Here is a 22106-nt window from a genome sequence, read left to right as displayed (position 1 = left end):
GGAATGTTTCCGGAAAAAAAGCATGGGCTATCCTTTATCGCACTTTGGGCATCCTCAGCTTGGGAACAGCAAACGTCCTTTTATCGCACCAGAAACTGGATTCCGAAAAATTTTTTCAGGGAAATTTATTGTTCAGGCGCAATTTCTGTCGATATGTAGAATGGTAATTTTGATAGCCATGCTATATATTTCTGAAGAGAAATTCTCTTGCGATAGCGCCAATGAATCAGCGTCCCTTTCCTGAAAACAGCCGTGCGCATGCCAGCCAGGCGCAGCCTTCGACCATCGGCAATCCGTCGGCAGCCAGGGAATTCAAAGCGCAGCAGACTCCTGCCAATGCTGGCGAACAGGCCGATGGGCCGCTGCTACAGGCCGCGCAGCGCCTGCGCGAGTCACGGCAGCAATTGCATGACCTGATCGCGCTGGCTCCTTCTCCTTATCTGCTGGCCAGTCGCGACGGCGTGCTGCTGGAGGCGAATCCGGCGCTGTGCGCCATGAGCGGTCATGCGCCGGCCGATCTGACCGGCCGCAATCTGGCCTGGCTGCTTCCGGATGGTCCGCGCACGCCAGGCGACGACGATGCCATGCTGCCCGGCATACGCAGCTTGCGCCACCGGGACGGTCATGCGATCCCGGTGCGCCTGCATGCCAGCGTGAGCCGGGATGCCAGCGGCGCACCAGACAGGCTGCACTGTTTTTTGAGCCAGGCCGGGGACGGGCTGCCGGAAAACCGCTCGCAGGAACTGGCCTTGCATGATGCGCTGACCGGCCTGCCCGACCGGACACTGCTCAATCAACGGCTGCAGCACCTGCTGGAGCAGGCGGACGGCAAGCCGGTCGCGCTGATGTTCCTGGACCTCGACCAGTTCCGCAAAGTCAACGAGATGCTGGGGCATGAAGCGGGCGACCAGCTGTTGCGCCAGGTGGCGCTGCGCCTGCGGGCCATGCTGCCGGCCGATGGCATCGTCGCCCGTCTGGGGGGCGATGAATTTGTCGTGGCGGCGCGTTGCCCAGCGGGCGCCTCCGACGCCGCGGCCACCGCCGGCCGCCTGCTGGCAGCGCTGGCGGCGCCATTCAGCATGGGCGGGGAGGAAGCCGGCATCAGTGCGTCAATCGGCGTGGCGATGCATCCGGCCGATGCCGCCACCCGCGAAACGCTGTTCCGGCATGCCGACGCCGCGCTGCACCGCGCCAAGGCAGCAGGCCGCAACAGCTGGTGCTTTTTTGAAGCCGAGGTCAATGCCAGGGCGCGCGCCAGAATGCTGATGGAACAGGCGCTGCACCGTGCGCTGGAACGCGGCGAGTTCGAACTGCATTACCAGCCGCGCCTCGACCTGCGCAGCATGGCGGTGACCGGCATGGAAGCCCTGCTGCGCTGGAATCATCCCCACCTGGGCCGGATTGCGCCGCAGGACTTCATTCCGGTGGCGCAGCAGCTTGACCTGATGGATGACATCGGCCACTGGGCGCTGCGGCAAGCCTGCCTGCAGGGTGGCCGCCTGCAACGCCAGTTCGGCCGCGCGCTGCGGGTGTCGGTGAATCTGTCGGCACGGCAGCTGTGTCATCCGGCGCTGGGCGAACGGCTGGGCGCTGCGCTGGAAGCCGCCGGCCTGGCGCCGCAACTGCTGGAACTGGAACTGGCCGAGACTGCCCTGACCGACGACCTCGACGCGGCGGCACGGCGCCTGGGGGCACTGAAGGCCCATGGCGTGCGGATTGCCGTCGACCACTTCGGCGCGGGCGGCGGCGCCCTCGCCTGCATCCAGCACCTGCCGGTCGATACCGTCAAGCTCGACCCGACACAGGACAGCGCCAGGCCAGGTTTCCTGAAAGCGCTGGTCACGCTGGCGCATGCGCTGGACATACGCGTCACTGCCACCGGCATCGAAACCCTGCCCCTGCGCGACCGGATGCGCGACGCCGGCTGTGACGACGGCCAGGGCTATCTGCTGGCGGGACCGCTGTCCCTGGCGGAATTCCAGCTGTTTCTGGCCCGCCTGCCGGCGTAGGGCGATTTCACCCGACCCGGCCCGCGGGCTGGCCTGCGCGCCGGCTCAGGCTGTTTCGGCCAGCCGGACCCAGGTTGCGCCCGGCATGCTCGGCCTCGTACAGCGCGGCATGGGCATGGCCGAGCAGCGCGGAAAACGGCTCTTCCGCCGGCAGGGCGCCCGGCTCTAGCCGTTCCAGCAGTTGCCGCAGGCGTTGCGCCACCTGCATTGCCGCCGCCGTGCCGGAATACGGCAGCAGCAGCGCGAATTCCTCGCCGCCCAGGCGGGCAAGGCAGTCGATGGTGACGGGCATGCTGCTGCGCGCCAGCGATCCCGGCACAAGGAGCCCGTGATCAGCAAAAACATGACGGGACTCAGCATGGCATCAACTCAGGGTGAAACGCCAAAGACGGCAGGAACGGCAACGATGGCGCACAGGAGAATATTGCATCCAGGTAATTATATGGACAGAACGATATGTTTCTCCCGCACGCTACTTTTCTTGTGGCGACATCGCGTCTGACAGGAAAGCATTCTTCCTTGAACAGAGACAAGAGCGATGCATCTTGGCAATTTGAGTTACAAGGAGGCAATGACAGGATGCGCAGGCAGGCGGAATAACAGGCGCGCCAATGCGCCTGCCCACTTAAACGCTACCGTGTCTATTACCGCACCGCTCAATTAAGAATAATTATCATTACGGTGCTACACTTATATCTCCGCCACGCCCCGCTCTCTCTGCCCATGTCAGCCATCCAACAAGCCATCATGCCCCGCTCCCTTCCACAGGCTGCCAGCCAGCCCCTGTCGCTACTGCGCAAGGGCGAGCGCGCCGTGGTCGCGGGCATGGCCGACGCTGCCGGCGACGAGGAACGCGCGGTGCAGCTGCGCTTGCGCGAACTGGGTTTCGTGCCTGGCGAGGCCGTGCGCGTCGTGGCGGTGTCGTTTCCCGGCGCCGATCCGATCGCGGTGCGCGTGGGCGCCACCACGTTCGCGCTGCGCCGCTTCGAGGCGGCGATGGTCCAAGTCATTCCTTCGTAATTACCGTTCATGAATGCCATCCGGCCCCTGCGCCTTGCCCTGGTGGGCAATCCCAACTGCGGCAAGACCGCGCTCTTCAACCGCCTCACCGGCGCGCGCCAGAAAGTGGCCAACTATGCCGGCGTCACCGTCGAGCGCAAGGAAGGCCAGTTCTTCTCCGCCACCGGACGGGCCTACCAGGTCACCGACCTGCCCGGCGCATACAGCCTGAAACCGATGACGCCCGACGAGGCCATCACCCGCGAGGTGCTGCTGGGCGCCCGCGCCGACGAGGCCGCGCCCGACCTGGTGGTGCTGGTGGTGGACGCCACCCGGCTGCGGCTGAACCTGCGCCTGGTGCTGGAGGTCCTGCGCCTGAAGCGGCCAACCGTGCTGGCGGTCAACATGATGGACGTGGCCAGGAAGCGCGGCATGCAGATTGACATCGCCGCGCTGCAGCGCGAACTGGGCATTCCGGTGATCGAAACCGTGGCCGTGCAGCCGGGCGGCGCCAGCGCGCTGCTGGCGCAGCTCGACCAAATCGCCGCCGACCATGCCGGCCTGCCGCCCCAGGCCGGCGTGCCTGGTGCGGAGAGCGACGCCGCCACGGTGGAAGACACCCAGGCCCGCGTCAGGCGCATCCTGGAAGCGGCGGTTGCCAACCCCGGCCGCGAGAACGTGCCCGGCGAGCGCATCGATGCGGTGGTGCTGCATCCGGTGGCGGGCTACGTGATCCTGGCCGCCGTGCTGTTCCTGATCTTCCAGGCGGTGTTTTCCTGGTCGCAGTGGCCAATGGAACTGATCAAGGATGGCGTCGACGGCCTCGGCGCGCTGGTGCGCGACGCGATGCCCGACGGCCTGCTGCGCAGCCTGCTGGTGGACGGCATCCTGTCCGGCGTGGGCAGCGTGCTGGTGTTCCTGCCGCAGATCCTGATCCTGTTCCTGTTCATCCTGGCGCTGGAGGATTCCGGCTACCTGCCGCGCGCGGCCTTCCTGCTCGACCGCCTGATGGGCAGCGTCGGTCTCTCGGGCCGCGCCTTCATTCCGCTGCTGTCGAGCTTTGCCTGCGCGGTGCCGGGCATCATGGCCACCCGCACCATACAGAACCCGCGCGACCGCCTGGCCACCATCATGATCGCGCCGCTGATGACCTGTTCGGCGCGGCTGCCGGTGTATGCGCTGATCATCGGCGCCTTCATTCCCGAGCGCTCGGTGGGCATCTTCAACCTGCAGGGCCTGGTGCTGTTCGGCCTGTACGTGCTGGGCATCGTCTCGGCGATGGCGGTGGCCTGGGTCTTCAAGCGCACCCTGGGCAACAAGGGCGCGCATGCGCTGATGCTGGAACTGCCCGACTATCACTGGCCCAACCTGCGCAACCTGGCCATCGGCCTGTGGGAGCGGGCCCGCATCTTCGTCAGCCGGGTCGGCACCATCATCCTGGCGCTGATGGTGCTGCTGTGGTTCCTTTCCAGCTTCCCGGCGCCGCCGGCCGGCGCCACCGGTCCGGCCATCCAGTACAGCCTGGCAGGGCAGCTGGGCCAGTGGCTGCAGCTTGTCTTTGCGCCGGTCGGCTTCAACTGGCAGATCGCGATTGCGCTGATCCCTGGCCTGGCCGCGCGTGAAGTGGCGGTCGGCGCGCTGGGCACCGTCTATGCGCTGTCGGCCACCGGCGACGCGCTGGCCACCACGCTCACGCCGATGATCTCGGCAACCTGGACCCTGCCGACCGCGCTGTCGCTGCTGGCCTGGTACGTGTTTGCGCCGCAATGCATTTCCACCCTGTCCATCGTGCGCCGCGAGACCAACTCCTGGAAGCCGGTGCTGGCGATGGCGGGCTACATGTTTGCGCTGGCCTATCTGGCGGCATTCGCCACCTTCCAGATCAGCCGCGCTCTCCTGGGAGGATGACCATGCTGCAGAACCTGATCGTCGCACTGATCGTGGCCTGGGCCGTGTGGGTGGCGGCAAGCCGCCTGCTGCCGCGGCCGCTGCGCGCCGCGCTGCGCAAGCGCGCCGCGCAACTGGCCGGCGCGGTTGGCCTGGCACGGCTGGCGCAAAGGCTGGCCACGCCGGCCAGCAGCGCCGGCGCCTGCGGCGGCTGCGACAGTTGCGGCGACAAACCCGCGGCCGCGCCGGCAAAGGATGGCGTGGTTGGCGGCATTGGCGTGGAGGCCTTGCGCAGGACCATACGGCGCTGAGACGTGGCTGGCCAGGCGGAGGCCGCCGCACCAGAACCTGCAGGCAGGATGAGCCCTGCAAGATGTTGCCGCTGCGGGCAAGCGCACATCTGGTGCAATACCCGAAGGCAATTGCAGCATGGGAGGCAAACCGCCGGCGGCGCAAGGGCATCGGCGGCGTGCGCTGCAAGCGTGGTCCCGGCCGGCGAGATCGGAACGGAATCTGGCTGGCGGCATGGCCGCCAGCCAGCCTTCAGATCTCCACCTGCGTGCCCAGTTCGATCACCCGGTTGGTCGGCACCCGGAAGTAGTCCGCCGCATCCCGGGCATTGCGCGACATGGTGGCGAACAGCGCCTCGCGCCAGCGCGCCATGCCGCCGCCGACGGCGGAGATCACGGTCTGGCGGGCGATGAAGAAGGAGGTCTCCATCATCTCGAATTCCAGGCCATGCCTGGCGCACAACGCCAGCGCAAGCGGAATGTCGCGCTCGTCCTTGAAGCCGTAATACACATTGACCTGGTAGCACTCATGGCCCAGCGGCTCGACCTTGACCCGGTCTTCCATCGGCACGGTGGGAATGTCCTCGTTGAACACGGTCAGGAAGACGATGCGCTCGTGCAGCACCTTGTTGTGCAGCAGGTTGTGCAGCATCGCATGCGGCACGCCGTCGCCTTCGGCGCGGAAGAAGATGCCGGTGCCGTCGACCCGGTGCGGCGGGCCATAGAACAGCGACTGCAGGAAATCGTTCAGCGGGATGGCGTGCTTCTTCAGGTTGTTGAACACCAGTTCGCGGCCGGTCTTCCAGGTCAGCATGATGGTCACCATCAGCGCCGACAGCGCCAGCGGGAACCAGCCGCCGCTGACGATCTTCAGCGAGGTCGAGGCCAGCAGCGTGAGGTCCAGCGTCAGGAAGAAGCCGGTGGCCAGCGTGGCCAGCAGCAGATTGTATTTCCACTGGTAGCGCACCACGAAGAAGGTCAGGATGGTGGTGGTGGTCATGGTGGCGGTGGCGGCGATGCCGTAGGCCGAGGCCAGGTTGCCGGAAGAGCCGAAGCCGATCACCGCCATCAGCACGATGGTCAGCTGCACCCAGTTCACCAGCGGGATGTAGATCTGGCCCATTTCGCGGTCGGAGGTGTAGATCACCCGCATGCGCGGCAAAAAGCCCAGCGAGATCGCCTGCTGCGTCACCGAGAAGGCGCCGGAGATGGTGGCCTGCGAGGCGATCACGGTGGCCATGGTCGACAGCACCACCAGCGGATAGACGCTCCACGGGCCGAGCTGCTGGAAGAAGGGATTGCTCACCGCCGCCGGCGTGGACATCAGCAGCGCGCCCTGGCCGAGATAGTTCAGCGCCAGCGCCGGGAGCACCACCGAGAACCAGGCCAGCCGGACCGACTTCTTGCCGAAGTGGCCCATGTCGGCATACAGCGCCTCGGCGCCGGTCAGCGCCAGCACCACCGCGCCCAGCGCGATGAAGGCGAACCAGCCGTTGTGCAGCATGAAGTTCAGTCCATGCAGCGGATTGAAGGCGGCCAGCACCGCCGGATAGTGCACGATATTGATCACGCCCATGGTCGCCAGGGTGGCGAACCAGACCAGCACGATGGGGCCGAAGAACTTGCCGATGCCGGCGGTGCCCTTGCGCTGCAGCGAGTACAGCGCCACCAGCACCGTCACCGTCAGCGGCAGCACATAGGGCTTCAATGCGGGCGTGGCCACTTCCAGGCCTTCGATGGCGGAAAGCACCGAGATCGCGGGGGTGATCACGCCGTCGCCATAGAACAGGCCCGCGCCCATCATGCCCAGCAGCATCACCGGATAATGCCAGCGCGAACCGGTGCCGACCGAGGACATCGCCAGCGCGCTCAGGGCCATGATGCCGCCCTCGCCGCGGTTATTGGCGCGCAGCACCAGGGTCACATACTTGAGAGAGATGATCAGGATCAGGCCCCACAGGATCAGCGACACCACGCCCAGGATGTTGGTATGCGTCAGCGCAATGCCATGCTCCTCGGAAAACACTTCCTTCATCGTGTACAGCGGGCTGGTGCCGATGTCCCCGTAGACGATGCCAATGGCGGCGATGGTCAGCGTCAGAAGCCGGCTGCCATGCCCTGGGCCTGCATGGCTGTGAGCGTTGTGCTCGCTGCCATTTTCGGCGTGGCTGTCGTTGGTAGTGGATGAGGCCAATGGACACCTGTCGTTTCTGGAAAAACCCGCATATTAACTGAGAGCATGCCCGCCTGGCGCGTTCGCCGGCACCCATGATGTTGTCGCTGGAGTATGCCTGCATACCGTTGTTCATGGCTTGACATGAACGAGCAGCCCGGCGGATTGCCGGCGCCGGGCCGGAAGCAGGCGTGCGGACGCCATCGGGCGCATAATGCCGCCTTTCCTTTTCTCAAGAAACGCCGTTCCTTCCCATGAACCCTGGCATGCTGTCCGCCGCCCTGGCCTTTCTGGCCTGGGGCCTGTTCCCGCTGTATTTCAAACTTTTCCAGGGCATTGCGGCGCAGGAAATCCTGGCGCACCGGATGGTCTGGTCGCTGCTGTTCCTGGCCGTGGTGCTGCTGTGGCGGCGCCAGTGGGCCTGGCTGATCGCGGCGGCCGGCAAGCCGCGCCTGCTGGCCGGTTTCGCCGCCAGCGCCCTGCTGCTGGCGGCCAACTGGGGCATTTATATCTGGTCGGTCAATCATGACCGTGTCGTCGATGCCAGCCTGGGCTACTTCATCAATCCGCTGGTCAACGTGGTGCTGGGTTTCTTCGTGCTCGGGGAGCGCATGCGGCCGGTGCAATGGACGGCGGTGGCGCTGGCCGCGGCCGGCGTCGGCTGGCTGACCTGGCAGGCCGGGCATCCGCCGTGGATCTCGCTGGCGCTGGGCCTGACCTTCGGCATCTACAGCCTGCTGCGCAAGACCGCCTCGCTGGGCGCGTTGGAAGGGCTGTCGCTGGAAACCATCTTGCTGTTTCCGTTCGCCGTCGTGTACCTGGCCTGGCTGGCGCAGCATGGCCAGAACGGCTTTGCCGCCGCCACGCCGCTGACCCAGGCGCTGCTGGCGCTGTCGGGCCCGATCACCGCGATCCCGCTGCTGCTGTTCGCCGCCGCCGCGCGCCAGCTGTCGCTGTCGCTGCTGGGCCTGATGCAGTACATGGTGCCGACCATGCAGCTGCTGCTGGGCGTGTGGCTCTACCATGAGCCGTTCGGCATCGGCCGGCTGGCCGGTTTTGCGCTGATCTGGGGCGGCCTGGCGCTGTACTCGGCCGACGGCATGCTGCGCGCCTGGCGCCGGCCGCAGGCGGCGGGCTGATCGCAGCCGGCAGGGCAAAGGCAGCGGCGAACGCGGCTGTACCCTGCCGCGCCCTTGCGTTATCCTTCTCCTCCTTTATCCTCCCTGCCCTTCAAGCAAACCAGACCCCAACATGGCCAATTACGTATACACGATGAACCGCGTGGGCAAGATCGTCCCGCCCAAGCGCCACATCCTGAAAGATATTTCCCTGTCGTTCTTCCCCGGCGCCAAGATCGGCGTGCTGGGCCTGAACGGCTCCGGCAAGTCCACGCTGCTGAAGATCATGGCCGGCGTCGACAAGGACATCGAAGGCGAAGCCATTCCGATGCCCAACCTGAATATCGGCTACCTGCCGCAGGAGCCGCAGCTGGACCCGGAACAGACCGTGCGCGAGGCGGTCGAGGCCGGCCTGGGCGAGGCTTTCGCCGCCCGCGCCAAGCTCGACGCGGTGTATGCCGCCTATGCCGAGCCCGACGCCGACTTCGATGCGCTGGCCACCGAGCAGGCGCGGCTGGAAGCCATCATCGCCGCCTCCGACGGCGGCAACCTGGAGCTTCAGCTGGAAATGGCGGCCGATGCGCTGCGCCTGCCGCCATGGGACGCGAAGATCGGCGTGCTGTCGGGCGGCGAGAAGCGCCGGGTGGCGCTGTGCCGGCTGCTGCTGTCCAAGCCGGACATGCTGCTGCTGGACGAGCCGACCAACCATCTCGACGCGGAGTCGGTGGACTGGCTGGAGCAGTTCCTGCACCGCTTCCCCGGCACCGTGGTCGGCATCACCCATGACCGCTACTTCCTCGACAACGCGGCCGAATGGATCCTGGAGCTGGACCGCGGCCACGGCATTCCCTGGAAGGGCAATTACAGCTCCTGGCTGGAGCAGAAGGAAAACCGCCTGAAGCAGGAGGAGTCGACGGAGAGCGCGCGCCAGAAGGCGCTGCAGAAGGAACTGGAATGGGTGCGCCAGAACCCCAAGGGCCGCCAGGCCAAGAGCAAGGCGCGCCTGGCCCGCTTCAACGAGCTGTCCGAGCATGAATACCAGAAGCGCAACGAGACCCAGGAAATCTTCATCCCGGTGGCCGAGCGCCTGGGCAATGAAGTCATCGAGTTCAAGAACGTCAGCAAGGGCTACGGCGACCGGCTGCTGATCGACAACCTGTCGTTCAAGGTGCCGCCCGGCGCCATCGTCGGCATCATCGGCCCCAACGGCGCCGGCAAGTCGACCCTGTTCCGCATGCTGGCCGGACGCGAGCAGCCCGACAGCGGCGAAGTCGTGATCGGCTCAACGGTACAGTTGTCGCTGGTGGACCAGTCGCGCGACGACCTCAACAACAAGAAGACCGTGTTCGAGGATGTCTCCAACGGCGCCGACCTGCTGACCGTGGGCCGCTTCGAGATGCCGTCGCGGGCTTATCTGGGCCGCTTCAACTTCAAGGGCAGCGACCAGCAGAAGGTCGTCGGCAACCTCTCCGGCGGCGAGCGCGGCCGGCTGCACCTGGCCAAGACGCTGCTCATGGGCGGCAACGTGCTGCTGCTGGACGAACCGTCCAACGACCTCGACGTGGAAACCCTGCGCGCGCTGGAAGACGCGCTGCTGGAATTCGCCGGCAGCGTGATGGTGATCTCGCATGACCGCTGGTTCCTGGACCGCATCGCCACCCATATCCTGGCCTTCGAAGGCAATTCGCAGGTGACCTTCTTCGACGGGAATTACCAGGAGTACGAGGCCGACAAGAAGAAGCGGCTGGGCGAGGAAGGCGCCAAGCCCAAGCGCATCCGGTACAAGCCCTTGCGCGGATAAGGCAGCCCGGCAGTGCGTAGGGCGGAATACCCCGAAGGGACATTCCGCCGGACCGTTGCTTGCGGCAAGGCGCCATCTTCGCCCGTCGTTCCGCCGTCCCCGGTGCAAGGCCCTTCGGGGATTGCACCCTACGCACGCTGCTCGAGGCAAAGGCCTGGCAGTCGACTGCCGCTGCATTACTGACGACCCGGCATTCCTTGCGCGAATAGTCGGTTAAGCGCGGGCAGGCGTGGCATGGGCTTCTCATGCCACAGGGGACCGGCGTGGCTTGCTATAAACGTCCATGTCGCCGAGACCCAGCGAAACAAGCGTCTTGTTGACCATCGCCTCGCTCTTCCGGGAGCTTGCGTCGGCATCGCCGATCTTGTTGTTCTGAAGGCAGAGGTCAGTGAGCGTGTTATTGATCTTCAGCGCCTCCAATATCAATTGCAGGCCTGCATCGCCGATCTTGTTGTACCCAAGGTCCAGCGACACGAGCGTCTTGTTGGCCTCCAGGATGTTTTTCACGGAAATTGCGCCGGCATTGCTGGCCTTGTTATGCCGAAGGCGGAGGTCAGTGAGCGTGCTATTGACCGTCAGCGCTTCTGCCATGTGTGCCAGGCACGCATCGCCGATCCTGTTTCTGCCAAGATCGAGTGTGGTGATGCGATCATTGCTCTTCAATGCCTCCGACACCAGGGTGGCGCCAGCACCGCCGATCTCATTGCCCGCCAGGTGAAGCCGGACGAGGCCGCCATGACCTTTCCCGGCATTCAGAAGCAAAGCTGCGCCCGTGTCGCTGATCTGGTTGAAAGAGAGGTCGAGCGTGGCAAGAGCGCCATTGCACGGCAACGCTTTTGACAGCGCATGGACGCCCTCATCGGTGATCACGGTTGCGCCGAGGTCAAGCCTTGTCAACGTGCCGTTGACCTTCAGCGCATCCGAAAATGCGGCTGCGCCATGATCGCCAATCACGTTGGCTCGAAGAACAATCTCGGTAAGGGCGCGATTGGTCTTCAGCGCATCGGCCAGAAAGGTTGCGCCGACGCTGCTCAAGCTGTTGGCTGAAAGGTCGAGCGCGGCAAGCGTGTCATTGGCCTTCAGCCCCTCTGACAACAGGCGTGCGCCGTCATCGTCAATGTCGGTGTTGCAAAGCACAAGGGTGACAAGCGTGCGATCGGTTTTCAGGAAATCCGACAACAAGGCAATGCCGTCCCTGCCCAACCTGGATAACTCAAAGGTCAGGCTGGTGACGGTGCAATTGTCCTTCAGCGCCTTTAACAACGGCGGCAGGAAGCCATTGCTGCAGTCCGCATATCCGAAGTTAAGACTGACCACCCCGCAATGAGGGTCGGCAAGCAACTCTGCAAGCGCTTGCGCCGTGCATGGGTCTTCCGCCCCGTCCACCACCAGCTCGCCCTCGCGGATCCGACCAGACAACTCTGCCAGCGCGGCATCGACCCGATCGTCGCGCGGCTTGGCCGAATCCATCTGCCCATTGAACGCGGGGCCTCTGGTTACACAGGCTGTTTGACTGTCGTCACCGGACGCCTGGAGCAGCGTGTGCTGCGGCGGGCTGGCGCGTATCACGGGCATGCCGGCAACGTTGCCTGAGGATGGCCTGGCTTGCCCGTGATCCGGTGTATGGGTGCCGATTAACTTGTCGGAATTGATGGTGGCAGTGGTGGCATGCATGGTGGCTGATGTCCTGTCAGGAGAGGGGCTTTTCCGGAAGCCCGCCATGGTTAAAGGGTGCCTGGTATTTAACGGGCGAAAAAAAAGGGATCCCTGTTTCCGGACACCGCAGTCATTGCCGCTGCCTGCCCCATGAACTGGCGCACGTCATTTCGGTACCGCTTCTCTGTCGTCGCGCCGAAAACCAGGCATGCCGCTTGCCCAGAGCGTGGCAAGGAAGCAGCTCGGCGAGGAAAGCGCCAGGCCCAAGCGAATCAGGTACACGTCATTGCGGTGATAACAAGGCTGCGCAGCAGTGCGTAGGGCGGAATACCCCGAAGGGGCATTCCGCCGGGCCGTTAATTACGGCAAGGCGCCATCGTCGCCCGTCGCTCCACCGTCCCCGGTGCAATGCCCTCCGGGGATTGCACCCTACGCACTGCCCGTGGCTGTGCGGCAGCGCCGCCACCGCTTGAAAAGCGGCGCCCATGGTCCCCGCAGCGCAGCGGAGCCGCGCCATCATCGGCAACCGCTTTATACCAGGGCTATACCAGCCGGAATGTTATTGGCCTGGACCCTATAATTCTCCATTTGACGACGCCCCATGCCATGAATGCCCTGCGCGGATTTGCCCTGCTGCTGTTGCTGCAAGCCTGCGGCGAAGGATTGAGCCGCCTGCTTTCCCTGCCCATACCCGGCCCCGTGATCGGCCTGCTGCTGTTGTGGCCGGTGGTGCAATGGACGCCGCTGCGCGAGGCCGTGGCGGCGGCGGCGCAGCTGCTGCTGAATCATCTCTCGCTATTCTTCGTGCCGGCCGGCGTGGGCGTGATTGCCCATCTGGACCTTGTGTCAGCGTATGGCATGCGCCTGCTGGCCGTGGTGGTGCTGTCGACCTGGATCGGCCTGGCGGTCACGGCGCTGACGCTGCGCGCGCTGCTGCGGCGGACCGGCCGGGAGCCAGGCCATGAGTGAATTCGTCCAGCTGTGGGTGTATCTGTCTTCCGCGCCGCTGTTCGGGCTGACCTCGACGCTGGTGGTGTATGTGCTGGTGCAATGGGCCTATGAAAGGCTGGACCATGCGCCGTGGGCCAACCCGGTGCTGTGGTCGGTGCTGGCGCTGGGCTCGGTGCTGGTGGCCACCCGCACGCCTTACCAGACCTATTTCGCCGGCGCCCAGTTCGTGCATGTGCTGCTGGGCCCGGCCGTGGTGGCGCTGGGCTGGCCGCTGTGGCAGCGCCGCGGCGAACTCAGGAGCCGCGGCATGGCGCTGGTGCTGGCCGCCACCGTGGGCGGCGCGGCAGCCGCCGGCAGCGCGGTGCTGCTGGCCTGGGCATTCGACCTGCCGGCCGATGTGATCCGCTCGCTCGCGCCCAAGTCCACCACCGCGCCGGTGGCGATGGGCATTGCCGAGCGGCTGGGCGGCATACCGGCGCTGGCGGCGGTGTTTGCGGTGCTGACCGGCATGGTCGGCGCGCTGTCCGGCAAATACCTGTTCGACCTGCTGGGCGTGCGCGACTGGGCCGTGCGCGGTTTTGCATTGGGCACCGCTTCCCATGGCATCGGCGCGGCGCGGGCACTGCAGGTGCATGCCGACGCCGGCGCCTATGCCGGCATTGCGCTGGGCCTGCAGGTGCTGATCGCCTCGCTGCTGCTGCCGCTGGCGGCACGGGCCGTAACGTGGCTGGGCTACTGACAGATCAATTCGACGCGCTCCCGGTCCTCGCGTGGATCGGCATCCGTGAAGACAGAGACGATTTCCGTTTCGGCCAGCGTATGAATCGCGTGCCCAGTGCCGGGCGGGATGCATACGCTGGCGCCGCCATCCATGCGCGTCCTGAAAACGTGGCGGCCAGGACAGCCGCACAGCAAGTACAGCGCAATGGCGCCGCTGAGCACGGTCAGCGTTTCGGTGCAGCGCCGGTGCAGGTGGTTGCCGCGCACCACCTGCGGCCGCGAATGGATGACTTCCACGAACCCTGGCGGCGAAGCCGCGGTGTTCAGCGCAAAGAATTCGCCGCGCGCGTCGACCGCGCTGACGGCAAGCAGCGGATTGTCGCCGGCTTCTCGAAACGCCGCCTGCAGGCAAGGAGGGCGCTCGTGCGCTGGAACCAGGTCGGAACTGAGCTTGGGATGAGTGGCCATGACAAGGAAATAGAGAGTAAGGAATTCCAGAAGCCTGCGCGACAGAAGGCTTCTAGCCGATGATGCGCCGGACCTCATCGAGCACATCGAACATGCAGCTTACCTTCCCTCCCAAGACGACATGGTAGTCCGGCAGGCCGCCGAAGTCGCGAAACACCATGGCCTTGCTGCTGTACTCGCCGGTTGCCGGATCGCAGTAGGCGGACCGCGTGCCCACCGTGTAGCCGCGGTAGCATGCCGCATGCAGCAGGGGAAGATAGGAAGATGCTTCGTCGACCGCCTGCTGCCAGACCGCGGGCGCAGTTTGCGTGTCCTGCCACGAGGGCGGCTTGTCGACATGGCTGGACTGCACGCGGCGGAACTTGCCGGAGGCCAGCACGTGCCCCTGGCGGAAGTTGGACGGCAGCAGCGAGGCATACGGCCCCCTGATCACGGTGGCGGCGGTATCGCGGTACTGCTGCGGCAGGTCCAGCACGAAATGCAGGAATGTGTCGTGCTGCAACGGAATCGGTGCCAGGCCGGACTGCGCATGGAGCCGGTTGATGTCGGCAAAGGTCACATTGAATACCCGGGCGGCCCGGATGGCGTGGCTGTCGGCGCTGATGTCCAGGCCTTGCGCGGCCGCAGCGATGCGGTCGATGCACACCCCGCGCAACAGGCCGACCCGGTTATGCAGCAGCTTCTGCATCAGGATGCGCTGCATCACCGCGCTGTCGAAGGTCTTTTCGGAAGTGAGGAAGGAAGTGTCTATGTCATCGCCGAAAATGTCGCGCGGCCTTTTCACTGGCTTGAGCGCCAGGCCGGCGCCGGCGCAAAAGCCGGCGAAGTCGTCGGCGCTGATCTGCGATTGCCGGTGGATGCCGTACAGGGAATGCATGTCGCTGTCGACCGCATCGCCGAAGGTGTCCATGAAACGCTCGACATTGTCTGCGCATTCGCGCGCCAGCGCCGGGTCGGCGCTGTACATGTAACCCATGTGGAACTGGCCCTGGTTGGTGGACGAGGCCTGGGTGAACAGCGCTTTCTCCTTCTCGATGATCATCACTTCCAGGGTTGGCTGCCGGGCCTTGATTTCATTGGCCAGCAATGCCCCGTAAAAGCCGCCGCCGATAATGGCGACATCTGTGTGCGCAACAGTAGGCATCATGGGTCTCCCTTATCAATCCAGTTCGGCTTCGGTAAGCAGTGGGGCGCTCCGGTCTCTTTCTGACAGCACGGGGGCGCCGGGCAGCGGCCACGCGATGGCTAGCGCGGGGTCGTTCCAGCACAGGCAGCGCTCCTGTTCGGCGACACGGTAGTCCGTGGTCTTGTAGAGCACTTCCGCCGCGCCGCTGGTCACGGCGAAGCCATGGGCAAAGCCGGGCGGAATCCATAGCTGGCGCCGGTTTCGCGCGGAAAGCACGACGCCTATCCATCGCCCGAATGAAGGCCGGCCGCGCCGCAGGTCGACCGCCACATCGAACACCTCCCCGGACACCACGCGCACCAGCTTGCCCTGGGGCCGCGAGAGCTGGTAATGCAGGCCACGCAGCACGCCATGCATGGATCGGGAATGATTGTCCTGAACGAAGAACGCCGACACCCCGGTCAATTCCTGGAAATGCCGCTGATGGAAACTTTCGAAGAAGTGGCCACGTTCGTCGTCATATAGCTGCGGCTCGATCAGCAGGACATCGGGTAGGGATGTGGGCTGGATATGCATGAAGGCTCCTTGGCATCGGGTATTGAACAGGCAAACGGAATGGAAATGCCCTTATCGTCGACGGGCATCATGTGAATCACTGCTCTCGCCGTGCGCTGGCAGCCGGTACGCATGCTGCGCATGCACATGGCGATCCGAGTCCGGAGCGGCGTGGACGCGGGACGATGCTGCAGTTAGCAAACCAAGTTGAACTGGAACGGCGCAAATGCATTAAGGGCGTTTTATTGTGCGATAAAAGGTGTAATGTGCTTTTATGTAACGCGCGACCATGCCTGGTAGTAAAAATTACACAAAATAAATTGAGGAAAAATGGACAGTAAACAGCTTGACATTCGAAGATTTGCTGCATTGCAGCGTGCTCACCCTTGGCCACGCAAGACGGCGGCAGCAGCCGTGCCACCTCGGCGCGGCACTGCACTCATGGAAAGCCGATAAAAGTGCCATTCGCCGTCACCCGTGCCACTTGCGCGCATTGCCTGCGCCCGGCGCGCGCCTGCCTCTGCGGCTGGGCAACGCCAACCGCCAACCGGGTGGAAGTGCTGCTGCTGCAGCATCCGCTGGAAACCGGCCATGCCAAGAACAGCCTGACCCTGCTGCGGCTGTCCCTTGCACGACATGCGGTGGCAATCGGCGAAGCCTTCGCGCCTGCCTTGCTGCAGCAACTGCTCGATGGACCTGAACCCGGCAAGACGCAGCCGGTGCTGCTGTACCCCGGGGCGCCGGATGCACCGACCTTTCTGCCCGATCCCCACGGCCCGCCGCCGCGGCTGGTGGTGCTGGACGCGACCTGGCGCAAGAGCCGCAAGATGCTGGCGCTGAACCCGGCCCTGCAGGCGCTGCCCCGGCTGTCGCTGTCGGCGCCGCCGCCGTCGCAATACCTGATCAGGAAAGCGCACAAGCCGGGGCAGCTCTCGACGCTGGAAGCGGTCTGCCATGCGCTGGCCCAACTGGAGGGCGACGCGGCGCGCTATCGGCCGCTGCTGCAGGCCTTCGACGGTTTCGTCGCGCAGCAAATGGCCTTCCGCGATACGGCGGATTAATTGCCTGCCGCGCCGCCCCACTCCGCGATAAACCGGTCCCGGAACGCGCGCAGCCAGTCCAGGCGCTCGTTGGCCAATGCCTGGCCAGCCTCGGTCTGCATGGTGGCCGGCAGGGTCGCCAGCTTGCATTCGATATGGTCGAGCGCATAGGCGCGGTCGTCCGGTGCGCGATGGAGCGCGCCCGGATCGTCGCCATGCGCCAGCGCCGAACCCATGCGTCCGGCGGTATAGAAAAGCCGCGCCAGGCCAATGGCGCCCAGCGCGTCGAGCCGGTCGGCATCCTGCACGATGCGCGCTTCCAGGGTGCGGGGCGCGATCGCCGCGGAAAAGCTGTGGGCCTCGATCGCATGCGCCACCGCCGCCAGGCGGTCCGCGGGAAAGCCGGCCTCCGCCAGCTTTTCCGATGCCAGCGCAGCCGCCTGGCGCGAGGCGGTACTGCGCTGCGGATGGTTCTTCGGCAGGTTCACGAGGTCATGCAGGTAGCAGGCGGCCAATACCACCAGCGCATCGGCTTCAGGGGAATGGGCCAGCAGTTGGCTGGCGCTTTGCCAGACGCGGTGCAGGTGCTGCAGGTCATGGGCGCCGTCGTCGCCTGCCGCGGTCTGGGCGATATCCGCCAGACGCGGCTGCCAATGGCTTATCAATGCATTCATCAACAATGCTTTCAAATGGAAATGCCGGCATGGTAAGGCCGGGCAGTCCATTTCGCCGACTGCCTCTCTGTCGTTTTTTCACCAAAAGTTTCTTTATTGCATTGCTGCGATGAAGCAATTCCCCTAGCCTGTCGGCTTTCCTGAATGCATTTTCTCAAGGCGCATGGTGCAGCCTCGGGCTTCTCTTTTCCTTTTTCCATGACAATCTCAAGGCAAGAACGCAGCCTGCTGCCCTTCGTCACGCTGCAGGGCGCGGTCGGCACCCTGTCCGGCTTCATTGGCTATTTCCTGATGGGCGGCAGCCGCCATGAAGCGATGTTCGAATTCACTGCGCTGCTGCTGACCGTGGCAATGATCGCCGCGGTGCTGGCCTATGGCCTTGGCCCGCGACTGGGCCTGACCGGCAAGACGCTGATGAAACTGGGCTTTTTCCTGCCTGGCGTGGTGCTGTTGTCCGGCAACCAGACGGTTTGGGCGATGTCGATTGCCTTCGGCGGCTTCCTGGGACTGACCTGGAGCGCCCGCCACTGGCTGGAAATGCGACTGCTGTCGGACAGCCAGCGCGACGGCTACGCCTCGCATGCCGGCGCGCTGGGCGTGGCCGGCGGCATCGTCGCCACGCTGCTGGCAACCATGCTGCTGGCCAGGACCGGCAACAGCGCCCGCCTGCTGTATGCGCTGTATGGCGCGGCCTGCCTGCTGGCCGCCTGGCGGCTCGGCCGCGGCATGGCGGATGCGCCGCTGCAGCCGCTGAAAGCGCCGTTCGCGCTGGTGCGGCAGCCGCAATTCCTGGCCTGCCTGCCGCTGTTCTTCCTGGAGTCCGGCCTGTTCGGCCTGGGCCAGGCGGTGACCTCGATCGGCGCTTCCCGCGCGATGGGTTCGGCCACGGCGCTGGGCTGGGTCGCCACCGTTGCCGGCCTGGCAGGCGGCGTCGGCCTCTACCTGTCGGCCAGGAAGCGCGATGTCGGCAACCGCGGCTCCTGGCTGGGCGGCTCCTGCCTGGCCATGGCGGTGGCGTTCCTGTTCCTGGCCGGCAGCGCCTGGCTGCCGGGACTGTTCGTGGTGCACCTGATCGCCAAGGCTGCTGCCAGCCCCTTCCTGGGCGCCAGCGAGCATGTGCTGAACCAGCGCGCGCTGGACATACACGGCGACCTCGGCGATCGCATCGTGGTGCGCGAAGTCACGCTCTGGGTATTGCGCATGGCCTCGCTGCTGGGCTTCTGGGCGTTGTCGGCGGCGATGGCGCCGGCCATGATGCTGGCGGTCGGCGCGGCGCTGATGGCGCTGGCGGTGGGGCTGGAATACCTGGTGGCGCAGGCCTGGTTCGGGGAAGGCGAGCGGCAGGCGGCGTGAGGCGGCAGGATCGGGGCAGTACGCTCGCCTACCAGGCCGAGCGCAGTGCTTCCTGATACGCGACGCCGTCTCGCCCAAGCCGGTCAGGCCGAAAGCGCTTGAGTCGTTGCGGACCAATACCGGGAAGCAAGGTCACGCGAAGGTGCGGTCCGTCGGCGGCGTCCACTGGTACAGCCACGTCTCGCTCAGCGGCTGGCCATCCACTTCCAGGTACAGGCGCAGGTTGACCGGCGCCTTGTCGGTATCGGGCAGCTTCAGGTCGAACATGGCCCGGTATCCCTTCACCGAGTCCAGCGGACGTGCCGAGGTGATTTCCACCGTGCCGTGGCTGGCGGTGATCACCGGCTTGACCACGGCCTTGCTGCTCAAGAGCGCCAGGTCGCCGCCGGCGAAATCGATGGCGAAGCGCCAGGAGAAATACTTGCGCTTCTGGCCGATCACGCCGCCGATGCCGGTGCGGGTGGCCACCACGTGGGCGAGATTGGGCACGGCCGGCATCTTCACGCCCCAGTGCAGGCGATAGCCAAACAGCAGCTCCTGGCCCGGCTGCGGCTTTTCCTCCGGGTTCCAGAAGGCGACGACGTTGTCGAATGTTTCATCCACCGTCGGGATTTCCACCAGCTGCACCGAGCCCTTGCCCCAGCCCGCCTTGGGTTCCACCCACAGGCTGGGCCGGCGGTCGTAGAACACGCCGTCATCCTGGTAATGCTCGAAATTGCGGTCGCGCTGCAAGAGGCCGAAGCCGCGCGGATTGTTGTCGGCATAGGCGTTGAAGCGCAGCTGCGGCGGATTGGCCAGCGGCCGCCAGATCCATTCGCCGCTGCCGGTCCACATCGCCAGGCCGTCGCTGTCATGGATTTCCGGACGCCAGTCGTTGGCCATGCGGCGGTCGTTCTCGCCGTACTGGTACATGCTGGTCAGCGGGCCGATGCCGAGCCGCTCGATAGGCTTTCTCGGATACAGCGCGGCGTCGACATCCATCGCGGTGGTGGCGCCGGGCACGATCTCGAAACGGTAGGCGCCCGCGACGCTGGGCGAATCCAGCAGCGCATACACCACCAGCTTGCTGGAATCCTTGCCCGGCCGTTCCAGCCAGAAGTCGCGGAACATCGGGAATTCCTCCGGCCGCTCCATGCCGGTGTCGATCGCCAGGCCGCGCGCCGACAGGCCGTACTGCCATTCGCCGCCGACCGCGCGGAAATAGCTGGCGCCGAGGAAGGCGGTGATGTCGCGGGTCAGGTCGGTATGGAAATTGACGCGGAAGCCCGCAAAGCCCAGGTCCCTGGGCAGCTCGCCGCCCTTCAGTCCGCTCTTGCCGTAATTAAACATTTCCGGATCATAGGCCAGCTCGCGCGCCATGCCGTCCACCACTTCATGGATCTGCACCGGCTGCTTGAAGAACAGGCCGAGGTGGAAGAACTTGACCTGGAAGCGCAGCTTGTCATTGGCCCACAGCGCATGGTCATCGCGGTAGCCGATGGCCTGGTACTGGTCCCAGTCCAGCGCCGACACCCGCGGCGGCAGCTGGTCGGTCACGGGCTTGTAGGCCTGCTGCGCCATCTCGCGGGCGCGGCCCTTGAGCCAGGCGTAGTCGAAGGCCTGGGCCTTGCCCAGGGTTTTCAGTCGGGTCGGGGCGTCGCTGGCGGCAGCGGGCCGGGGCAGATAAATGCCGGCCAGGGCCAGCGCGGCGGATGCCTTGAGCAGGTCACGACGATGCATGGGGCTCCTTTTCTGAAGAGGAATGGGGCGCAATGGCTGAAATCGGATGCGGCGGCGCACGTTGTCGAAATGCTGCGCCGCAACGGCGAAGCCGACACTATACAAGAGGCCGGAGATACGGTTGAGCTTGCCGGTACGCCGGGCGGGAGTTGGTCAATCCCGATACGCCCCCATCAGGGCGAAAACCGGCCCGGCCAGAGGATAGTTGCTTTTATTCAATCTCCAGCGCCAGCTTCGATCACCGCAGCCGTCGCAGGTGCCGCGGCAATTGCGTCACCGACCTGAGCTTCACATCGACATAGTCCGGCTTGCGCGTGTTCGCCAGCGCCCGGTGCGCGCCGCTGTGCTGGCGCTGCGCCGCATGCGCCGGCAGGTACTGGGTAATCCACACGGTGCGCATGCCAAGCTGGCGCGCGCCCTTCAGGTGGTTAACGGTATCTTCCACCAGCACGCAGCGGCCTGGCGCCAGGCGGTTCCGCGCCATCAGCCTCTTGAGCATCAGCCGCGACGGCTTGGGCCGCAGCTGACGGTGCACCGTCATCGCCTCGATCGGCACATGCTGGGCAAAATGCCGGTGCAGGCCGAGGTGGCGCAGCACATCCTGCGAATAGCGGCGCGGCGCGTTGGTCAGCAGGATCTTCCTCCCCGGCAGCCGCGCCAGCAGCCGGCCCAGGCCGCGCTCGGCGCGGATCATGGTGGCAAGGTCGTCGAACTGATGGGCTTCATGCAGGAAATCGTCGGCTCGCACCTGGTGGTGGCGCACCATGCCCAGCAGCGTTGCGCCATAGCGCTGCCAGTAGGCCAGCCGCGCCGCATTCACCGCCTCCGGCGTGGCCGCCATGCCGTTCTGCTCCAGCACCCTGGCGATGTAGACATTCATGTTCGCGGTGATCGCCGGGAAGATTGCGTGCGACGCGTTGTGCAGGGTGTTGTCGAGGTCGAATAGCCAGGTCAGCTTGGACATGAAATAGGAAAGGTTAAGGGGCGGTTGCTTCCGCGATGGCGATGGCGATGGCGGTGGCCGTTGCAGTTGCAGTTGCAGTTGCAGTTGCAGTTGCAGTTGCAGTTGCAGTTGCAGTTGCAGTTGCAGTTGCAGTTGCAGTTGCAGTTGCAGTTGCAGTTGCAGTTGCAGTTGCAGTTGCAGTTGCAGTTGCCGTGAAGTCCCGTTGAGCGCGCCGTGTCAGCGGTGCCCGGAGCGGATAAGGTGCGGCGTCTGTCTGAGCCAAGCGTAGCTTGGCGAGTTTAGCCGCGCCCCGCTCCGGGTGCCGCTGAAACGGGAACCCCGCGCAGCGGGGCGCGATCACCGGGTCGCCTTTTTTTGGTTACTTTTTTTGGCGAAGCGGTATGTGTCAAGGTAGTTGTCGCCAAATTAGTCATGCAGCACGTGGCATCGCGGCCGGCAAAGCCTCCTTTCGTTCGGGGTTCAGATACACCACCTCGTCAAGATCCCAATGGCGCACGGCGCCTGCCCAGCGCTGCGGCTTGGCGGCCCGGGCGGCTTGATAGACCGCCTTGCGATGGGCCAGCAGCTGGTCCGCCTGGCCACGATGACGCTGATCCGGCGTCA

General features: G+C 65.2%; 22 protein-coding genes and 1 pseudogene. 12 read left to right on the top strand and 11 right to left on the bottom strand.

Annotated elements, in window-relative coordinates; translation table 11 throughout:
• Nucleotides 1–22 precede the first annotated feature (22 nt).
• Complete coding sequence (locus IGW04_RS07260) at nt 23–244, top strand: hypothetical protein (protein WP_194712395.1); 222 nt, start codon at nt 23–25, stop codon at nt 242–244.
• Nucleotides 222–2009 carry a putative bifunctional diguanylate cyclase/phosphodiesterase gene (locus tag IGW04_RS07255; RefSeq protein WP_194712394.1) on the top strand — a complete coding sequence of 596 codons (1788 nt, stop codon included), beginning with the start codon at nt 222–224 and terminating at the stop codon, nt 2007–2009. The genes IGW04_RS07260 and IGW04_RS07255 overlap by 23 nt, the downstream gene beginning before the upstream one ends.
• 7 nt (nt 2010–2016) lie before the next feature.
• On the opposite strand, the gene IGW04_RS07250 is transcribed toward IGW04_RS07255, so the two are convergent.
• Nucleotides 2017–2301: a diguanylate cyclase domain-containing protein gene (locus IGW04_RS07250; protein ID WP_194712393.1), complete on the bottom strand. Its 285-nt coding sequence runs from the start codon at nt 2299–2301 to the stop codon at nt 2017–2019.
• A 455-nt stretch (nt 2302–2756) separates the two neighbouring features.
• Here IGW04_RS07250 and IGW04_RS07245 point away from each other — a divergent pair, with 455 nt between their 5' ends.
• Genes IGW04_RS07245 through IGW04_RS07235 form a run of 3 tightly spaced genes read left to right on the top strand, consistent with a single transcriptional unit; the run spans nt 2757 to nt 5206 of the window.
• On the top strand, nt 2757–3029 hold the full coding sequence (locus tag IGW04_RS07245; RefSeq protein ID WP_194712392.1) for a FeoA family protein: 273 nt from the start codon (nt 2757–2759) through the stop codon (nt 3027–3029).
• Between the two features lie 9 nt (nt 3030–3038).
• Entirely contained in the window at nt 3039–4916 is a 1878-nt protein-coding gene (gene feoB / locus IGW04_RS07240; RefSeq protein ID WP_194712391.1) for a ferrous iron transporter B, read from the top strand.
• 2 nt (nt 4917–4918) lie between these two features.
• Entirely contained in the window at nt 4919–5206 is a 288-nt protein-coding gene (locus tag IGW04_RS07235; RefSeq protein ID WP_194712390.1) for a DUF6587 family protein, read from the top strand.
• A 232-nt stretch (nt 5207–5438) separates the two neighbouring features.
• Here IGW04_RS07235 and IGW04_RS07230 read toward each other — a convergent pair whose 3' ends face one another.
• Complete coding sequence (locus IGW04_RS07230) at nt 5439–7286, bottom strand: potassium transporter Kup (RefSeq protein WP_194712502.1); 1848 nt, start codon at nt 7284–7286, stop codon at nt 5439–5441.
• Nucleotides 7287–7612: 326 nt separating this feature from the next.
• Between IGW04_RS07230 and rarD the strand changes: the two genes are divergently transcribed.
• Nucleotides 7613–8497 carry an EamA family transporter RarD gene (gene rarD / locus IGW04_RS07225; protein ID WP_194712389.1) on the top strand — a complete coding sequence of 295 codons (885 nt, stop codon included), beginning with the start codon at nt 7613–7615 and terminating at the stop codon, nt 8495–8497.
• Between the two features lie 112 nt (nt 8498–8609).
• On the top strand, nt 8610–10277 hold the full coding sequence (ettA, locus tag IGW04_RS07220) for an energy-dependent translational throttle protein EttA (protein WP_194712388.1): 1668 nt from the start codon (nt 8610–8612) through the stop codon (nt 10275–10277).
• A gap of 243 nt (nt 10278–10520) precedes the next feature.
• On the opposite strand, the gene IGW04_RS07215 is transcribed toward ettA, so the two are convergent.
• Nucleotides 10521–11951, bottom strand: coding sequence for a leucine-rich repeat domain-containing protein (locus IGW04_RS07215; protein ID WP_194712387.1), 1431 nt, complete (start codon nt 11949–11951; stop codon nt 10521–10523).
• Between the two features lie 588 nt (nt 11952–12539).
• Between IGW04_RS07215 and IGW04_RS07210 the strand changes: the two genes are divergently transcribed.
• Entirely contained in the window at nt 12540–12902 is a 363-nt protein-coding gene (locus IGW04_RS07210; RefSeq protein ID WP_194712386.1) for a CidA/LrgA family protein, read from the top strand.
• Nucleotides 12895–13623 carry an LrgB family protein gene (locus IGW04_RS07205; protein WP_194712385.1) on the top strand — a complete coding sequence of 243 codons (729 nt, stop codon included), beginning with the start codon at nt 12895–12897 and terminating at the stop codon, nt 13621–13623. The genes IGW04_RS07210 and IGW04_RS07205 overlap by 8 nt, the downstream gene beginning before the upstream one ends.
• Here the strand turns inward: IGW04_RS07205 and IGW04_RS07200 are convergent.
• Genes IGW04_RS07200 through rfbC form a run of 3 tightly spaced genes read right to left on the bottom strand, consistent with a single transcriptional unit; the run spans nt 13617 to nt 15774 of the window.
• Entirely contained in the window at nt 13617–14072 is a 456-nt protein-coding gene (locus IGW04_RS07200; RefSeq protein ID WP_194712384.1) for a polysaccharide biosynthesis C-terminal domain-containing protein, read from the bottom strand. The genes IGW04_RS07205 and IGW04_RS07200 overlap by 7 nt on opposite strands.
• A 52-nt stretch (nt 14073–14124) precedes the next feature.
• Complete coding sequence (locus tag IGW04_RS07195) at nt 14125–15219, bottom strand: FAD-dependent oxidoreductase (RefSeq protein ID WP_194712383.1); 1095 nt, start codon at nt 15217–15219, stop codon at nt 14125–14127.
• A 12-nt stretch (nt 15220–15231) separates the two neighbouring features.
• Nucleotides 15232–15774 carry a dTDP-4-dehydrorhamnose 3,5-epimerase gene (gene rfbC / locus IGW04_RS07190; RefSeq protein ID WP_194712382.1) on the bottom strand — a complete coding sequence of 181 codons (543 nt, stop codon included), beginning with the start codon at nt 15772–15774 and terminating at the stop codon, nt 15232–15234.
• Between the two features lie 437 nt (nt 15775–16211).
• Between rfbC and IGW04_RS07185 the strand changes: the two genes are divergently transcribed.
• A complete protein-coding gene (locus tag IGW04_RS07185; RefSeq protein ID WP_194712381.1) occupies nt 16212–16814 on the top strand; it encodes a tRNA-uridine aminocarboxypropyltransferase in 603 nt (200 codons plus the stop codon).
• On the opposite strand, the gene IGW04_RS07180 is transcribed toward IGW04_RS07185, so the two are convergent.
• Complete coding sequence (locus IGW04_RS07180; RefSeq protein ID WP_194712380.1) at nt 16811–17467, bottom strand: HD domain-containing protein; 657 nt, start codon at nt 17465–17467, stop codon at nt 16811–16813. The two genes, IGW04_RS07185 and IGW04_RS07180, sit on opposite strands and share 4 nt — an antisense overlap.
• Before the next feature lie 11 nt (nt 17468–17478).
• Nucleotides 17479–17667 (bottom strand): hypothetical protein, encoded by a 189-nt coding sequence (locus IGW04_RS07175; protein ID WP_194712379.1) that lies wholly within the window; start codon nt 17665–17667, stop codon nt 17479–17481.
• On the opposite strand from IGW04_RS07175, the gene IGW04_RS07170 reads away from it, so the two are divergent.
• Nucleotides 17666–18820 (top strand): hypothetical protein, encoded by a 1155-nt coding sequence (locus tag IGW04_RS07170; RefSeq protein WP_194712378.1) that lies wholly within the window; start codon nt 17666–17668, stop codon nt 18818–18820. The two genes, IGW04_RS07175 and IGW04_RS07170, sit on opposite strands and share 2 nt — an antisense overlap.
• Nucleotides 18821–18952: 132 nt before the next feature.
• Here IGW04_RS07170 and IGW04_RS07165 read toward each other — a convergent pair whose 3' ends face one another.
• Nucleotides 18953–20539 (bottom strand): glucan biosynthesis protein, encoded by a 1587-nt coding sequence (locus IGW04_RS07165; protein WP_194712377.1) that lies wholly within the window; start codon nt 20537–20539, stop codon nt 18953–18955.
• 238 nt (nt 20540–20777) lie between these two features.
• The gene (locus IGW04_RS07160) at nt 20778–21503 is read right to left on the bottom strand and encodes a pyrimidine 5'-nucleotidase (RefSeq protein ID WP_194712376.1); all 726 of its coding nucleotides are present in this window, start codon (nt 21501–21503) and stop codon (nt 20778–20780) included.
• Between the two features lie 47 nt (nt 21504–21550).
• On the opposite strand from IGW04_RS07160, the gene IGW04_RS07155 reads away from it, so the two are divergent.
• On the top strand, nt 21551–21709 hold the full coding sequence (locus tag IGW04_RS07155) for a hypothetical protein (protein WP_194712375.1): 159 nt from the start codon (nt 21551–21553) through the stop codon (nt 21707–21709).
• Nucleotides 21710–21912: 203 nt separating this feature from the next.
• Here the strand turns inward: IGW04_RS07155 and IGW04_RS07150 are convergent.
• A pseudogene (locus tag IGW04_RS07150) lies at nt 21913–22106 on the bottom strand (hypothetical protein); the annotation flags it as partial.

The organism is Noviherbaspirillum soli (assembly GCF_015352955.1).
Classification (GTDB): Bacteria; Pseudomonadota; Gammaproteobacteria; order Burkholderiales; family Burkholderiaceae_D; genus Noviherbaspirillum_A; species Noviherbaspirillum_A soli.
The sequence above is the reverse complement of the archived record's forward strand: the minus strand, read 5'-3'. Positions and strand labels throughout refer to the sequence as shown.

Excerpts from the sequence above, each read along its gene's own strand:
- IGW04_RS07260 (WP_194712395.1), top strand. The coding sequence starts at position 23 with ATGGGCTATCCTTTATCGCACTTTGGGCATCCTCAGCTTGGGAACAGC.
- IGW04_RS07255 (WP_194712394.1), top strand. The coding sequence starts at position 222 with ATGAATCAGCGTCCCTTTCCTGAAAACAGCCGTGCGCATGCCAGCCAG.
- IGW04_RS07250 (WP_194712393.1), bottom strand. The coding sequence starts at position 2,301 with ATGCCCGTCACCATCGACTGCCTTGCCCGCCTGGGCGGCGAGGAATTC.
- IGW04_RS07245 (WP_194712392.1), top strand. The coding sequence starts at position 2,757 with ATGCCCCGCTCCCTTCCACAGGCTGCCAGCCAGCCCCTGTCGCTACTG.
- feoB (WP_194712391.1), top strand. The coding sequence starts at position 3,039 with ATGAATGCCATCCGGCCCCTGCGCCTTGCCCTGGTGGGCAATCCCAAC.
- IGW04_RS07235 (WP_194712390.1), top strand. The coding sequence starts at position 4,919 with ATGCTGCAGAACCTGATCGTCGCACTGATCGTGGCCTGGGCCGTGTGG.
- rarD (WP_194712389.1), top strand. The coding sequence starts at position 7,613 with ATGAACCCTGGCATGCTGTCCGCCGCCCTGGCCTTTCTGGCCTGGGGC.
- ettA (WP_194712388.1), top strand. The coding sequence starts at position 8,610 with ATGGCCAATTACGTATACACGATGAACCGCGTGGGCAAGATCGTCCCG.
- IGW04_RS07215 (WP_194712387.1), bottom strand. The coding sequence starts at position 11,951 with ATGCATGCCACCACTGCCACCATCAATTCCGACAAGTTAATCGGCACC.
- IGW04_RS07210 (WP_194712386.1), top strand. The coding sequence starts at position 12,540 with ATGAATGCCCTGCGCGGATTTGCCCTGCTGCTGTTGCTGCAAGCCTGC.
- IGW04_RS07205 (WP_194712385.1), top strand. The coding sequence starts at position 12,895 with ATGAGTGAATTCGTCCAGCTGTGGGTGTATCTGTCTTCCGCGCCGCTG.
- IGW04_RS07200 (WP_194712384.1), bottom strand. The coding sequence starts at position 14,072 with ATGGCCACTCATCCCAAGCTCAGTTCCGACCTGGTTCCAGCGCACGAG.
- IGW04_RS07195 (WP_194712383.1), bottom strand. The coding sequence starts at position 15,219 with ATGATGCCTACTGTTGCGCACACAGATGTCGCCATTATCGGCGGCGGC.
- rfbC (WP_194712382.1), bottom strand. The coding sequence starts at position 15,774 with ATGCATATCCAGCCCACATCCCTACCCGATGTCCTGCTGATCGAGCCG.
- IGW04_RS07180 (WP_194712380.1), bottom strand. The coding sequence starts at position 17,467 with ATGAATGCATTGATAAGCCATTGGCAGCCGCGTCTGGCGGATATCGCC.
- IGW04_RS07170 (WP_194712378.1), top strand. The coding sequence starts at position 17,666 with ATGACAATCTCAAGGCAAGAACGCAGCCTGCTGCCCTTCGTCACGCTG.
- IGW04_RS07175 (WP_194712379.1), bottom strand. The coding sequence starts at position 17,667 with ATGGAAAAAGGAAAAGAGAAGCCCGAGGCTGCACCATGCGCCTTGAGA.
- IGW04_RS07165 (WP_194712377.1), bottom strand. The coding sequence starts at position 20,539 with ATGCATCGTCGTGACCTGCTCAAGGCATCCGCCGCGCTGGCCCTGGCC.
- IGW04_RS07160 (WP_194712376.1), bottom strand. The coding sequence starts at position 21,503 with ATGTCCAAGCTGACCTGGCTATTCGACCTCGACAACACCCTGCACAAC.
- IGW04_RS07155 (WP_194712375.1), top strand. The coding sequence starts at position 21,551 with ATGGCGGTGGCCGTTGCAGTTGCAGTTGCAGTTGCAGTTGCAGTTGCA.